Origin of the sequence: Patiriisocius hiemis, from assembly GCF_031846325.1 — a bacterium.
Classification (GTDB): domain Bacteria; phylum Bacteroidota; class Bacteroidia; order Flavobacteriales; family Flavobacteriaceae; genus Patiriisocius_A; species Patiriisocius_A hiemis.
This window is the reverse complement of sequence record NZ_JAVRHZ010000006.1, coordinates 145,970-161,641: the sequence shown is the minus strand read 5'-3', so window position 1 is coordinate 161,641 and position 15,672 is coordinate 145,970. Positions and strand designations below refer to the sequence as shown.

Below are 15,672 nucleotides of genomic sequence, written 5' to 3'. Positions count from 1 at the left end.
GTTTTTATAATAATATACTTTTGTCAGTATTTTAGGCTGTAGCTTTTTTGGTATATGTGCTTTTAGAAGAGATGTTTTTTACAATAGTTTCCCTAAATTTTTTAGCATCATATGGCTTTACAATGATATCATTCATTCCGCTTTCAAAAATTTGATCTCTCATTTCTTCGATTTCTACAGCAGTTAAAGCAACGATTGGAACAGTTTTGTTAAAACTTCTAATTTTTTTAGTAGCACTTAACCCATCTAAAACGGGCATATTTATATCCATTAAAATAAGATCGTAGTTCTTGTTTGAAACGCTATCGACAGCTTCTTTACCATTGTTAGCCAAATCACATATAATTTTATCTTTCTCTAAAATTTTTCTTGTAACTATTTGATTAATTCTGTTGTCTTCAACAATTAATATGCGCTTGCCTTCAATGTCTTTTAAATTTGAAATAGAATCTGTTTTCTTTTCTTTTTTAACCTGAACAACATCAAACTCTAAACTAAAATGAAAAGTAGTACCTTCTCCAATTTCACTTTCAACATAAATTTGAGAACCTTCGGCATCTAAAAGCCTTTTTACAATTGGAAGCCCAAGCCCAGTTCCCTGATAGTTATAATTTATAGACTCTGCTTGTTGAAATTCTTCAAAAATTGCCTCTAGCTTTCTTTTTGGAATCCCAATCCCTGTATCTTTTACCGAAAAGTCTATCATTGCTTTTTTACTACTTTTTTTACTAAGCGATGCGGTAATGGTTATGTCCCCATCTTCAGTAAATTTACATGCATTTCCTATTAAGTTCATTAACACTTGGGAAAGGTGAATTACATTTCCTTTAAGTAGTTCCGGAATTTCGTCAGATACATTGATATGAATTTTGTTCTTGTTTTGAAGTTTCATAAACTCTAAAGAAGTAACAATTTTCTTTATCAAATCTTTTACTGAAAAGCTTGTTATTTCTACATTGGTTGAATTTGCATCTATTTTGTTAATTAGTAAAACATCGTTAATTAAAGCAAGAAGATATTCTGCAGAAAATTTTAGTGAGTTTAAATCCTCCTCATGATTTTTTAAACTTTTGTCCTCTAATAGAATTGTAGAAAGCCCAATAACTCCATAAAGTGGTGTTCTAAGCTCATGACTAACCGTTGAGAAAAACTTGCTTTTTGCCTTGGAAAGGTTTTCGGACTCTTCTTTTGCTTGTAAATATTCTTTGTTTTTTTCTTGCAATAGCCTTACTAGTTCTTTTCTTCTTGTATAGGCTCTATAAAAGAATGCAAAGAGGATAATACCAGCAATGGTAATGCCAATTAAAATATAATTAATAATAGCTCTTGTTTTAAAGCGCTCTGCTTGTAATTGGTTTTTTATTTCGGCTGCCTCAATTTCTTTGCGAAATTGATTTACTTGAAAACTTGCAGCTGCAGCATTTTTTTTAGCAGCTTCCTCGTCTGCAGAGTTAATAGCGTAGTATTTATCGTAATTATTTCTAGCAAAAGAGGCTTCACTTACTTTATTAGTCTTCTCGTATAAATCTACTAGTAATCCATAAGAAATTTCAAGATCATATGTAAGTGAATCTTTTATTGCAAGCTCTAAGGCATTATTTATCTGTGTTTGGGCAAGGTCATACGATTTGTTTTCTATGTAATACTCAGCCTTTAAATTATGTAAAGCAATCTTTGTGATTTTATCGTTTATGCCGTTTTCGATCTTGGAAGCAGCATTTAGGTAAGCCATCCCTTCCTCATAATTTTCATTTTCAAAATGAGTAAGTATAGTGTTAAAGTATGCCTTTAAAAGATTAACAGAGTCTTTAGTTCTAGTAAAAATCTCTATGGATTTTTCGTGAAACCTTTTAGCTTTTTTCGTGTCATTATCAATTAGAAAACTATAGTTTGCAGCATCCATGTAGTACAAACCTATAACCGTATCATTGCTAGATTCTAAGGCATAGTTTTTGGCTTTATCAAAACTTTCTTTAGCAGATATTGTGTCCATAAGACTCAAATAATCATATGCTATTTTTCTATACCCCTGGTGTAAGTATTTAGGCTCATTAATTTCTAATGCAATTTTTAAAGTTTTAATACTATAATCTATAGACTTAACAAGGTTTGCTTGATTGTAAAATATGTCCGAACTGTCTTCGTATTTTTTAAATAATTGCTTCTTTTGCTCAATATCAATCCCAGATGTGTATTCTTGGCCAATTGCAAAAGGAGAAATACATACTAACAACAAGTTTAAAAGATATCTCATCTTGTTAGATAAATTATATTAATGACTAATATTTTAAATGGGGATAATACGTAAAGTATATTTCTATTTAATCTTAGAATTATAACTTTGGGCAAGTGTAAATATACCTTTTCCTACAAAAACTTACAATATGTTTAAGAGTAAATTACCTAGAGTAGAACAAAGCATTTTTTCAGTAATGAGTAGTATGGCAAATAAACATGGTGCTGTAAACCTCTCTCAGGGCTTTCCTAATTTTCCAGTTGATAAACAATTAATATCACTTGTTTCTAATGCTATGAAGCAAGGTAATAACCAATACGCTCCTATGGCAGGAGATGCAAGATTGAGGGAGGTCATCTCTCATAAAATTGAAAAACTTTATTCAAGAAAGTTTAATCCAGAGTCCGAAATAACCATTACCGCTGGTGCTACTCAAGCCATTTTTACTGCAATAAGTGCCGTTATCAGGGAGGGTGATGAAGTCATTTTATTTACTCCAGCCTATGATTGCTATGAGCCAGCTGTACAATTAATGGGTGGTGTGGCAAAAAAAATCCAACTTAAAGCGCCTGAATATAAACCTAATTGGGATGAGGTAAAAGCAACAATTACTTCTAAAACAAAAATGACTATTATAAATACACCTCATAATCCTAGTGGTGTTATTTTTTCTGAAAGTGATATGTTACAATTGCAAACCATTGCAGAAGATTACAATCTTATAGTTTTAAGTGATGAAGTATATGAACATATTATTTTTGATGATTTAAAACATCAAAGCGCAGCAAGATTTTCATTGTTGAGTCAACGTACTTTTATTACTGCATCCTTTGGAAAAACATTTCATACTACAGGTTGGAAAATGGGGTATTGTGTAGCGCCAGAAAAGTTGATGAAAGAGTTTCAGAAGGTACATCAATACAATGTTTTTTGTGTAAATCATCCTTTTCAAAAAGCGCTAGCTATTTATCTTGAAAATGAAAACAACTACCTTAGACTCCCTAGTTTTTACCAGAATAAAAGAGATTTTTTTCTCAAAAAGATAGAAGGTTCAAAATTTAAAGTAATTCCATCTCAAGGCACGTATTTTCAGTTATTGGATTTTTCTGAAATTTCCAAAGAATCTGATATTCAATTTGCTGAAAGACTAACAAAAGAAAACAAAATTGCAACGATACCTACGTCAGTTTTTAATAAAAACAAAGAAGACTTTAAACAAATAAGAGTATGTTTTGCTAAAACAGAAGAAACTTTACTTAAAGCTACTGCTATCTTAAATTCTATATAAAACTAGTTGTCTTATCTTGTGATTGTTGGTTTGGAGTCTTAACTTTACTCGATATACAATATTTATATATTACGAGCTTAGCCTCGAAATTTATTTTTTCAAATAAACACTTTTGGTGTCTATATCTAAGAGGTTTAATATTTTAAAGGAAGACTATGAGCCAGCAATTATTTAATGCTATTAGAAATGAAGATGTAACAACGTTAGAGAATTTACTCGCTAATGATCCAAGCTTGGTTACCACAAAAGATAGTAGAGGCTCAACACCTTTATTATTGGCAACCTATTATGGGTATATGCCTATTACTGAAGCTCTTTTAAGACACCCCCAAGATGTTAATGCCAAAGACGCCTCAGGTAATACTGCTTTAATGGGGGTTTGTTTTAAAGGATTTACAGAAATTGCTAGCTTATTAATAGAAAAGGGGGCAGATGTAAACGAAACAAACTTTAATGGCGGGACAGCGTTAATTTTTGCAGCTACATTTGGCAAAACCGAAATAGTAAAACTATTATTAGAACACGGAGCAGATACCTCTCATAAAGACGATAGAGGTAATACAGCATTAGACCATGCAAAAATGCAGGAAGCGACTCCAGTTGTACAACTATTATCCTAACTACTTTTGAGCAATACGTTAAACATAACCATAATACAATCTCACTTGCTTTGGGAAAATCCAGTTGAGAATAGAAATCTTTTTTCTGAAAAAATTAAATCGATTTCTCAGCCCACAGACCTTATTGTACTTCCAGAAATGTTTACTACTGGCTTTACCATGAATGCAAGCCCACTTGCCGAAGAAGAGCAGGGAGAAACTTTACAATGGATGCAACAAATTGCCCGAAATAAAAAAACTGCAATTACAGGAAGTCTTATCATAAAAGAAGATGATAATTATTACAATAGATTACTCTTTGTTTTTCCAGAGGGTACCTATAAAAAATATGATAAACGACACACTTTTACATTAGCAAAAGAACATGAGACCTTTTCTGCTGGTACTAAAAAGCTGCTAATTAATTACAAGGGGTGGAAGCTTTGTCCACTTATTTGTTACGATCTCCGTTTTCCAGTTTGGGCAAGAAATACAGAGGACTATGACGTTTTATTGTACGTGGCTAATTGGCCAAATAAGCGAGTAAGTGCATGGGATTCACTTTTAAAAGCAAGAGCTATAGAAAACATGGCATATTGTATAGGCGTAAATAGAATAGGTCTAGATGGTAATGGCTTTGAATACTCTGGACATTCTGCTATTAACAATGTTCTTGGAGAGCAACTTACAACACAAGACTATGAAAAAGAGTTTATAGAAACTATAACTCTAGAAAAAGAGCATATAACTACTCTTCGGGATCATCTACAGTTTCTACAGGATCGAGATTTGTTTCAGATAAAATAAAGGTCTCATTAACACTCCAGTTTGCTTTTACAGCAATTTGTGAAGGATAATAAATTACTTTTTCTGGTGCGCTATTTTTTAAAAAGTTACCTGTATCCCACTTACCATTTTTGTTAGTATCCAAAATAACTCTTAAGTAATAACTTGCTGGAGATATCTCATCAAAGAGGAGTGGAGCATTTTCAGTAAGAATTTTTTCGTCCTTTACAACAAATTGTGAATCCACAAGTTGAACTACTAGGGGGAAATCGCTTACATTATCAAGAGTTAGTGTTATGGTTCCATAGTCTGAAACCAATTTAGTTCTTACTCCATATTGTAGTGTGTCGTTTTGCGTTTCAAAATAATCGGTTATCGCACCAGGTAATAAAGTCACGATATATTTTTGGTCTTCAGTTTTCGGAAAGTTAATAGAAGCTGTATTTGTACTAGTGTCTAGTATGGTGTTTACAGCAACATCAAGTGTGTCTTTGTCTGTAACTTTTATTTTTTCTTGATTAATAGTTATCAATGGAATATTTGCCGAAATTTTAAAAGTATCTCTTAATTTTTGAGTCCCAGCATTAAGTTGATTAATTTTTAATGAATCTTTAAAAAGATCTCGTATTCTTAAATTTAAGGTGTCTATGGTTTCTTTGTAAGTGCTTTTAAATAATAAAGAGTCAACACCTAATTCGGGTTTAAACCAGTAGTAAAGTGTGTCTTTTTTTAGGTCTTTAAAAAGAAGGTTTTCATGACCTTGAGGTTTTTCTGAAATTAAAGAAATATCTGGCGGTGTTTTAGCACCTTCATACCCAAAAATAATTGAGTGTTTTGAAACATGCTTGGGTTGGCTTATTCTGTAGGCTTTATCTTCTTTAAAAAGAGAAATAGTGTAACTAGAGTCTGTTGGGAGTGTTACAAAAGCTTCTTCATATCCTATTTTGTCTAGACTTGGTTGAAATATATAGTCGCTATTTTGATCTTCTAGAGCAATAAGTCTATAGGTTCCTTCTTTTAGATTTGTAAACTCAAACGTACTCCCTTCTTTAGTATTGGATATATAAAATGGCTTTTCTTTAAATACTAATGAGTCTGTGTATTCTTCATTAACTTCATATAGCATTACAGTAGCAGGCTCTTTTAATGAAGGTAATAACGCGTCTTTTATAGTGCCATTTAGTGTTAAACTGTCTATAAAGGTTCCTGTAGAAAATACGTACTTATAATAATCGTAAGGATTACCTTCATTGTTATCTACAATACTTTTTCCAAAATTAATAGAGTAAGTTGTATTTTCACGAAGGGTGTCCATTAACTTAATCTTTAAAACTTTTGAGGTACTTAAAGGAGTAATTATGGGTTGGTTTTTTAATGGAGGAGAGATAATTAGATTTTTCTGAAGATCTTCTAGTTTAATATATTCATCAAAATAAATTTTAATCTCATCTTCTGTAAAGCTAGTAGTAAAGTTTTCTGGGTCACTTTTTACAATTACTGGAGGAATACTATCTTTTTTACCACCAGAAGGATTCCCTTTTTTGGCGCAATCTATAAACGAAAGCATAAATAAAAACAAAATAGGTATGTAAAGTAGCCTGTGTTTCATCAAAATTAATTAGACTTCAAAAATACTTCTTTTTTGGTGTATAGATTAATAAGTGCTTAATATTACGCTATAGCTATGGTAGCAATACTAATAGTAACGCCTTCTACCTTTAGTAATTGTAATGCGCAATTCTCTAAAGTAGCTCCTGTAGTAACAATATCGTCAACTAGTAATATATGTTTGTCTTTAATGGCAGAACTATTTTTTAGAGCAAATACTGCTTCAGATTCAAAACGTTTTAGGCGTTGTTTAAAAACTTGAGAACTGGTTTTAGATTCTTTAACAAGAATGGTATCCATGTAAGGTACTTGTAAAGCGCTTGCGAGTTCTTTACCAAAACCTTCTACTTGGTTATATCCTCTTTCTTTTAATCTTTTTTTATGTAGAGGGACAGGAATAACCATATCAACAGTCGTATATGGATATATATTTTTAAGTTCTTCCCCTAACCAAATTCCAAAAAAGGCACTTATTTTTTGTTGATTTCGGTACTTTAAATTGTGTAAAATCTCTTGTGTAATTCCTTTTTTCTGAAAAAATAAAAGAGCAGTTGCTGCCTTTAACGGAAATCTTCCGTAAAAAATATTTGATAAAGTAGGGTCATTATTTTTATGAAAACAAGCTAAGGGAAGTTCATGCCTACAAGAGATACAGAGTATTTGTTCATTTTCTAACAGCCTGTTTTTGCATCCGTTACACAGCTTTGGAAAAAACAGATTTAACATATTTTAATTTTTTTTACCATTTCCTAAACGTTTGAGCCATTACTTTAGCACCATAATAACAAACAAAACGAATTATTATGAGTACTGAAAACAATAGTAACAAATTTAAAGTAGTAATTGGATTACTGTCTGTAATATTGATTGCTTTAGCTGTATATACATTTACATTGTATAACGATAGCAAAACAACTGTAGCTAGCTTAGAAAACCAAAAAGACGAAATTGAAGTAGAATTAGAAGGACTTATCGCAAACTATGATGAGGTAATTCAAGATAACGAATTAAAAGATAAAGATTTATTAGCTGCTCGTGAACGTATTGAAGTATTGTTAGACTCTGTCAAAGATGCAGAAGCTAATATAGATTTAATTAAGAGGTACAAAATTGAAGTTGGTAAACTTAAAAATGAGCGTATAGTTTTATTTAAAAGGGCAGATAGCCTAGTTGCTGCTAACCAAAGACTAGCTATGCAAAGAGATAGTACAAATACTGTTTTAACAGAGACAATTAAAGTTGTAGACTCTGTAAGTACAGAAAATGTTGCTATGAGTGAAACTATTAAAAGAGGGTCTGTTGTAAATGCTGTAGATTTAAGAGGAGAAGCTGTAATTGTTAGAAATAGTGGAAAAATTGTAGATACTAAGAGATCAAGTAGAGCAGATAAAGTAAGAGCTTGTTTTACATTAGCTCCAAACCCAATAGCTGAAAAAGGAGATAGAACATTATACGTTCAAGTAATTAATCCTAAAAATAACCTTCTAGGTAAAAAAGCTGTATATGAGACTGAGAATGGGACTATTAATTATAGTGAAGCAACAAAAGTTTTCTATGAAAATGAGGAGCTTGATGTGTGTGTAATGGTAAATGCACTTGAGGCAGATTTAGTAGAAGGAAAATACATAATTAATGTATTTGATGGAGAGAAGCAAGTAGCCACAACTACAATGGTTCTTAAATAAGACTTTTTCGTTCCAAAAAAAAGAAAAATTATTTTCAAACCGCTACGAGCTTATCGTAGCGGTTTTTTTATTTTTGCGTTATGGCAAATAATCAAGATCAATTTAAAAAAGTAGTATCCCATGCAAAAGAGTATGGGTACATTTTTGGTTCAAGTGAAATTTACGATGGATTAAGTGCAGTATATGATTACGCACAAAACGGAGTAGAGCTCAAGAAAAATATTAGAGACTATTGGTGGAATAGTATGGTACGGATGCATCAAAATATAGTAGGTATTGATGCTGCTATATTAATGCACCCTACTACTTGGAAGGCTTCTGGTCACGTAGATGCTTTTAATGACCCTTTAATTGATAATAAAGATTCAAAAAAACGCTACAGAGCAGATGTTTTAATTGAAGATTATGCCGAAAAGCTGAATCAAAAAGTACAAAAAGAAGTTGCAAAAGCAAGAAAGCGATTTGGAGACAGTTTTGATGAAGCGCAATATGTAACTACAAACCCTCGTGTTGTTGGTTATATAGAAAAACAGAAATCTGTTTTAGAGCGTATGGCAAGGAGTCTTGAAAAAGAGGATTTAGCAGATGTAAAAGCACTTATTGAAGAATTAGGTATAGCAGATCCAGATACTGGTAGTAAAAACTGGACAGATGTTAAGCAGTTTAATTTAATGTTTGGAACCAAGTTGGGAGCCTCAGCCGAGAGTGCTACAGATCTGTACTTGCGTCCAGAAACAGCACAAGGTATTTTTGTTAATTTCTTAAATGTTCAAAAAACAGGAAGGATGAAAATTCCTTTTGGAATAGCCCAAACAGGAAAAGCTTTTAGAAATGAAATAGTTGCAAGACAATTTATTTTTAGAATGCGTGAGTTTGAACAAATGGAAATGCAGTTTTTTGTTCGTCCTGGAGAAGAAATAAAATGGTACGAATACTGGAAAGAAACAAGGTTAAACTGGCACCTGTCTCTTGGAATGGGAAAAGAAAATTATCGCTTTCATGATCATGAGAAATTAGCACATTACGCAAATGCTGCAACGGACATAGAATTTAATTTCCCTTTTGGATTTAAAGAGCTTGAAGGGATCCATTCTCGTACAGATTTTGATTTAAAAGCACACGAAAAACATTCAGGGAAGAAGCTGCAATATTTTGACCATGAAATTAATGAAAATTATACACCTTATGTTGTAGAAACATCTATTGGACTAGATAGAATGTTCTTAGCGGTGTTAAGTAATTCATTGCAGGAAGAAACATTAGAAGATGGTAGCTCAAGAACTGTTCTAAAACTACCATTTATTCTAGCGCCAACAAAAGTGGCAGTATTGCCATTACTCAAAAAAGACGGTCTTCCAGAAATTGCACAAGAAATTATTGATGACCTTAAATGGGAATACAATGTACAGTATGATGAAAAAGATGCTGTAGGTAGAAGGTATAGGCGTCAAGACGCTGCTGGAACTCCATTTTGTATTACTGTAGATCATCAAACAAAAGAAGATAGAACCGTTACTTTAAGAAATAGGGACACTATGGAACAACAAAGATTACCCATAGAAATGTTACTAGAAACCCTAAAAAAACACTTTTCTATGAGATTTTAATTAGAAATTTTTAAAGTCTTTAATTTTATTAAGTGATTAGTATTTAGTAGTTTTAACATCTTTTTAAGATTAATAACTAAAAAACAAATACTATGAAACTTAAAAATTACTTTTTTGTTGCATTATTTGGGCTTTTTGCTACAATAGCTCATGCCCAGCAACAAACAGTCGTAGGTCCCACAAATACTGGGATGTTATCCAATCCTGTTACTGTTCCAAGTATTGCAAAGCAATTACAAGACGGTACTTTCAAAAATGCAGATAACACAGCTGTAGAAGGAAGACCTAAAAGACAGAGAGCAAACAATGTAATTCCTGGTAAAGGCTCTCAAGGAGTAGATAAAGCATTACAGACTATGGCTCCTATTCACCCAAGTAAAGCACCTCTTTTAACTTTTACAGCAGATATTTCGCAAGCAACTCCTTCAGACCCAACTGGTGCTGTAGGTCCAGATCATTATGTAGGTGCTTGGAATTCCGCTTTTAGAATATTTGACAAAACAGGAACACCTTTAACTCCAGAAGCTTCTTTAGCTACTATTTTCCCTGGAAACGCAATTGGTGATCCTATTGTATTTTTTGATCCATTTATAGAAAATGATCCAGGTGAGCCAAGAGGACGTTTTGTAATTACAGAGTTTGACTCTTCACCTAATGGTTTCAATGTAGCAGTATGTCAAGGACCAGACCCAGTAAATGATGGATGGTATGTTTACACTACTGGATTTACTACTGGAGCTTTTCCAGATTACACGAAATTCGCTGTTTGGAGTGACGGATATTATGTAACTGCAAACATTGGAAGTTCTAATAGACTTTTTGCTGTTGAACGCGAGCAAATGGCTAAAGGAGAACCAGCTCAAATTATTCGTTTTCCATTACCTGGAATAAGTACTAGTGGTTTTTATAGTCCTCATGGATTTACAGCTACTGGAGGATCTGAGCCAGAACTTGGAGATTTTTGTGTTGTATATCTACAGGATGACGCCTGGGGTGGAGTTAGCGATGACCATTTAAAAGTATGGACTGTTAATGTAGATTGGGAAACTACAGCGAATTCTACAATTTCAACACCTCAAGAAATTATCACAGCAGACTTTATAAGTGTTTTTGATGGAGGTAGTTTTGCAAACTTAGACCAACCTGGTGGACCAGACATTGATGCTTTACAAGCAACAGTTATGAACCAAGCTCAATTCAGAAAATTTGATGGCTATAATTCTGCGTTATTAAACTTTGTTGTAGACACAGATCCTACTGGAGGAGAATTAGCAGGAATCCGTTGGTATGAACTCCGTCAAACAGCTCAAGGTGAGCCATGGACAATTTTCCAAGAAGGAACGTATATTGCTCCAGATGGTCGTGATGCTTTTTCTGGAAGCATGGCGATGGACATCTACGGTAATATTGGTATGGGCTATAGTTCAGTTAGCTCAACCGAAAGTATATCTATTAGATATACAGGTAGATTAGCAGACGATCCTGTTAACACAATGTCTATTGCTGAAGACTTAATTATTCAAGGAGGAAATAGCCCAACAACTCGTTTTGCTGATTATGTTCATTTAACAGTAGACCCAACAAATGATGCTACTTTCTGGCATATTGCTGAAGCATTTGACCCAACTAGAAGAGATGTAGTAGGTGTTTTTGAACATGCAGTAATACCAAATAACGATGTTGCAATTATTAACTTAACACCTAATACGGGCGAGTTAACAAATTCTGAAATAATTACTGTTGAAATTAAAAACTATGGTACAGACACTCAAACAACAATTCCTGTTACCTATAGTGTTGATGGAGGTACTCCAATAGCAGAAGTTTATACTGGCTCAATCGCTGCTGGCGAAACAGATACTTATGAGTTTACAGTGCCTGCAGATTTATCTGCTTCACAAACTTTTAGAATTGAAACATCAACAGCACTTGTTGGAGATGAAAACGATTTTAATGATGTGTATGGAGAGAATGTAAGAAATGAAGGTGAAATATTAGGTGTTGAAGATTTACAGATTGAAAACGCTGAGTTAATAGTTACATCTTCAGACAATAAGAATTTTGTAATCACATTAACTACAACGTATGATGATGTATTACCTTTATCGGTTTACGATGTTACTGGTAAACAAGTTGTTTTTAACAATTTGGTTAGAACGGGTAATAAGTATCGTTATGAATTAAACATGTCTTATGCTAGTTCAGGAGTATATCTTGTAAACTTAGGGAGAGGTGCAGTTCAAAAAACGGCAAAAATCATTGTGAAATAATTTTCACCATTTTTATATAATTTTAAAAGAGAGGAGTTCTACTCCTCTCTTTTTTGTATTGAAGTAATTTCTACTGGACTTGCTTTAGTACACCTATTTTGTCTCCTTAACGGGCGATACTTTACCCAAACCTTTTCACCATTAGATTTGTATTCTTCTTCAAGGTTTATAGGGTCGTAAAGCATGTCTTTATTATTATTAACCATAAGTGTGTACGGACAATCGTTTTCGACTTCTGAAGCAATTACAATTGCTTCTTGAAAACCTTCTGCAATTAGTTTTTCGCTCATTTTTATTTCTTCGGTATTTTTAGAGGATACTTCTTCAGTAGTGTTTTTTGTGGTATTACATGATGCAGCAATTAAAAACAAGAAACCAAATGTAATTTTTAAGAATGTCATAATTTATTTTTTGCGATTCAATATATGAAAATACAATTTATATGCCATTTTTTTAAGGGAAAGTAATTTAGTTCACATTTAACTAATGGGTTTTTAGATATTTAGATTCTATTTGAAGTTGTTAAAAAATAGAAATATCACTCTTAAAACATTGTTAATTCGATTTTAGATGTTATTTTTATTGTTCTCATAATTTTTTAACCAAAAACCTAAAAATGAAATTAAAGTTTACATTATTAACATTTTTGTTTAGTGCATTTACTATGATATATGCACAGCAAGATCAAGGTGCAACATATGTAGGTACTGCAGATGGGCATACCTATGTACCGTCCCTAGCATCAAGAATGAGTGAATTGACACCATCTACCGTTAAACCTCCAAAGGAAGCGCAAGATGGAAGATCTTACAGAATTAAAAGAGAAGTTATTCCTGGAAAGGGAAGACAAACAGATATTTTATCTCAAGACCCACATAGACTAAACCAAAAAATACCTGGAAGAGTGCCAGATCTTGTATGGACAGGAGCTACCTCAAACTCTCAACCTACAGATCCATCACTTGCAGTAGGTCCAGATCATGTATTTGTAGTATTTAACACAGGGTTTGCTATATACGATAAAGATGGTAATACTTTGGTAGGACAAACATCACCTAATCCAGCAATTTTCCCATCAAGTGGATGTTGTGATTTAACAGTTTCGTATGATCCTGTAGCGACTTCTGCATCAAATCCAACTCCTGGAAGGTGGGTTTTATCATTTCTTGGAGGTGGCGCACAGGTAGCTGTTTCAGATGGTCCAGACCCAGTAACTTCTGGATGGAATGTATATAACATTAACACAATTAACGATTACCAAAAACTTTCAGTTTGGAGTGATGGTTATTATGTTTCTGATCAATCATCAGGTAACAGAATTTATGCGATGGAACGTCAAGCAATGCTTGATGGTGAACCAGCTGGTAATGTGTCAATCCAAGGATTTACATTGCCTAATTTCAACAACCAAGGATTTGCTAGTGTGCAAGCCTTAAACATCTCTGATGATCAATACCCTGCTCCTGGAAACGCAACAATAATATTTTTCCAAGATGATGCTTACGCAGGACAGACTGACGACAGTATTAAGTTTTGGGATCTTGATGTAGATTTTGATACACCTGGAAACTCAACAATCTCTGCGCCACAAGAAGTATTAGTTACACCTTTTACTTCTATTTTTGATGGGACTTCATTTGCTAACTTAGCTCAACCTAACGGAGGAGCAGATATTGATGCTTTACAAGGTATTATTATGAACCAAGCACAATACAAGAAGTTTCCAACATATGAGAGTGCTATTTTCAACTTTGTAATTGATATAGACCCAAGTGGAGGAGAGCAAGCAGCTATACGTTGGTATGAGTTTAGAAGAGATACCCCTACAGATCCATGGGTAATGGAACAAGAAGGAACATTTTCAGACCCAGATGGACGTCACTTTTGGCATGGAAGTATGATTATGGATACGCAAGGTAATATTGGTATGGGATTCTCTGTACTTGGTAATACTGCTACTGGAAATGGTACTGCAAATGAGTTTGTATCTAGTTATTATACTGGAAGACTAGCAAGTGATCCTAATGGAACTATGACTATAGCTCCACAATTAATAGCTGCGGGATCTGCAAACATTCCTGGATTACGTTATGGAGATTACAGTAAGATAGACCTTGACCCGGTTGATTACAAAAGAATGTATTTCATTAATGAACTTATGTTCCCTGGAAGAAGTGATGTTGTTGGACGTTTTCAAGTAGCTCCAGACTTTGATACAGATGCTGGTGTTGTAGATATTGTTGCTCCTGTAGATGGAGACCTATCTGCTCCTCAAGATGTAACAATTTCGGTAAGAAACTTTGGATTAAATGATATTTCAAATGTACCAGTAAGTTATACAATAGATGGTGGAGCTCCTATTGCGGGAGTTGTACCTGGAACTATTACATCTGGTGCAACCGTAGATTATACTTTTACGGTACAAGCAGATTTATCTATTGAAGGCCAAACATATTTAATTGAATCTTCTACTGCTTTACCAGGTGATGAAGACCCAGGCAATGATAGCTTCTCAAAAGAAGTAAAACATATTGCGCCTAATGATATTGGTGTCTCAGAAATTACATCACCAACTTCAGGAGAGGGGTTAGGAGACGAAACAGTTACCGTTACAATTGAAAACTTTGGTACTGCAGATCAATCTGGTTTTGACGTATCATTTTCAGTAGATGGCGGAACTCCTGTTGTTGAAACTGTTGCAGCAACAGTTGCTGCTGGGTCAACTATTTCGTACTCATTTACACAAACTGCTAACTTATCTGCGATTGGATTGTATGCTATTGAAGCTAGAACATTGCTTGCTGGAGATGCAGACCCAAGTAATAATGCTACTACAATTGGTGTTCAAAACTTACCATGTAGTACTTCTACCAATGACACAAACCAACCTATTGGACCTAATGCTGGAACAGTAACAGAATCTATTATTACAGTAACAGATGATTTTGGTATTGAGGATGTAAATGTAACGTTGAATTTGACACATACTTTTACTGGAGACTTAGATATCTTTTTGATTGGACCTGATGGTACTTCTGTAGAATTATCAACAGATAATGGTGCGGGAGGAGACAATATGATAGGAACTATTTTTGATGATGAAGCTTCAAGTCCGATAACTGGAGGAAGTGCTCCATTTACAGGCTCTTTCCAACCAGAAGGAAGCTTGTCAGATTTTGATGGTTTATCCTCAGCAGGAGATTGGACATTATCTATTACAGATGATGCTAATGCAGATGGCGGTCAATTACAAGATTGGTCACTACAGTTATGTTCAGACCCAATTCTTTTTGTTGAAGACCAAAGCTTCCCAGATGGTAGTGAGCTAATCATTGTTGATGAAGGTAATGATCAATATAGATTGTTATTAAATACAACAAGTGTAAATAACACCTTACTTATGAGTGTAACAAATATGTTAGGTCAAAAACTGTCTCAATATCCTTTGGATAATACAGGAAATGGTTATGAATACTTATTGGATATGTCTTATGTTGCTTCAGGAGTATATATTATCCGTTTAGGAGATGAAAATTACTCAAGCGTAAAACGTATTGTTGTTAGATAATATAAATTGAATTTTAGTTTTAAAG

11 protein-coding genes are annotated in these 15,672 nt (G+C 33.5%); 7 read left to right on the top strand and 4 right to left on the bottom strand.

Annotation, left to right across the window (positions count from 1 at the left end):
* Positions 1 to 31 precede the first annotated feature (31 nt).
* Complete coding sequence (locus RM538_RS10755) at positions 32 to 2,254, bottom strand: response regulator (RefSeq protein ID WP_311333439.1); 2,223 nt, start codon at positions 2,252 to 2,254, stop codon at positions 32 to 34.
* 130 nt (positions 2,255 to 2,384) lie between these two features.
* Here RM538_RS10755 and RM538_RS10750 point away from each other — a divergent pair, with 130 nt between their 5' ends.
* The 3 genes from RM538_RS10750 (at position 2,385) to RM538_RS10740 (ending at position 4,930) form a co-directional block, all read left to right on the top strand.
* On the top strand, positions 2,385 to 3,524 hold the full coding sequence (locus RM538_RS10750; RefSeq protein ID WP_311333438.1) for a methionine aminotransferase: 1,140 nt from the start codon (positions 2,385 to 2,387) through the stop codon (positions 3,522 to 3,524).
* Between the two features lie 155 nt (positions 3,525 to 3,679).
* Positions 3,680 to 4,144: an ankyrin repeat domain-containing protein gene (locus RM538_RS10745; protein ID WP_311333437.1), complete on the top strand. Its 465-nt coding sequence runs from the start codon at positions 3,680 to 3,682 to the stop codon at positions 4,142 to 4,144.
* A gap of 6 nt (positions 4,145 to 4,150) precedes the next feature.
* Positions 4,151 to 4,930, top strand: coding sequence for an amidohydrolase (locus RM538_RS10740; RefSeq protein WP_311333436.1), 780 nt, complete (start codon positions 4,151 to 4,153; stop codon positions 4,928 to 4,930).
* Here the strand turns inward: RM538_RS10740 and RM538_RS10735 are convergent.
* Complete coding sequence (locus RM538_RS10735; protein ID WP_311333435.1) at positions 4,872 to 6,518, bottom strand: Ig-like domain-containing domain; 1,647 nt, start codon at positions 6,516 to 6,518, stop codon at positions 4,872 to 4,874. The genes RM538_RS10740 and RM538_RS10735 overlap by 59 nt on opposite strands.
* A gap of 62 nt (positions 6,519 to 6,580) precedes the next feature.
* Entirely contained in the window at positions 6,581 to 7,243 is a 663-nt protein-coding gene (locus RM538_RS10730) for a ComF family protein (RefSeq protein WP_311333434.1), read from the bottom strand.
* A gap of 77 nt (positions 7,244 to 7,320) precedes the next feature.
* On the opposite strand from RM538_RS10730, the gene RM538_RS10725 reads away from it, so the two are divergent.
* From RM538_RS10725 to RM538_RS10715, 3 genes are all read left to right on the top strand, one after another.
* Positions 7,321 to 8,202: a DUF8428 domain-containing protein gene (locus tag RM538_RS10725; protein WP_311333433.1), complete on the top strand. Its 882-nt coding sequence runs from the start codon at positions 7,321 to 7,323 to the stop codon at positions 8,200 to 8,202.
* An 80-nt stretch (positions 8,203 to 8,282) separates the two neighbouring features.
* The gene (locus tag RM538_RS10720) at positions 8,283 to 9,809 is read left to right on the top strand and encodes a glycine--tRNA ligase (protein ID WP_311333432.1); all 1,527 of its coding nucleotides are present in this window, start codon (positions 8,283 to 8,285) and stop codon (positions 9,807 to 9,809) included.
* A 92-nt stretch (positions 9,810 to 9,901) separates the two neighbouring features.
* A complete protein-coding gene (locus RM538_RS10715; protein ID WP_311333431.1) occupies positions 9,902 to 12,079 on the top strand; it encodes a T9SS type A sorting domain-containing protein in 2,178 nt (725 codons plus the stop codon).
* Between the two features lie 38 nt (positions 12,080 to 12,117).
* Here the strand turns inward: RM538_RS10715 and RM538_RS10710 are convergent, their stop codons facing one another.
* The gene (locus tag RM538_RS10710; RefSeq protein WP_311333430.1) at positions 12,118 to 12,480 is read right to left on the bottom strand and encodes a hypothetical protein; all 363 of its coding nucleotides are present in this window, start codon (positions 12,478 to 12,480) and stop codon (positions 12,118 to 12,120) included.
* Between the two features lie 215 nt (positions 12,481 to 12,695).
* Here RM538_RS10710 and RM538_RS10705 point away from each other — a divergent pair, with 215 nt between their 5' ends.
* A complete protein-coding gene (locus RM538_RS10705; RefSeq protein ID WP_311333429.1) occupies positions 12,696 to 15,647 on the top strand; it encodes a proprotein convertase P-domain-containing protein in 2,952 nt (983 codons plus the stop codon).
* The last annotated feature ends 25 nt before the right edge of the window (positions 15,648 to 15,672 follow it).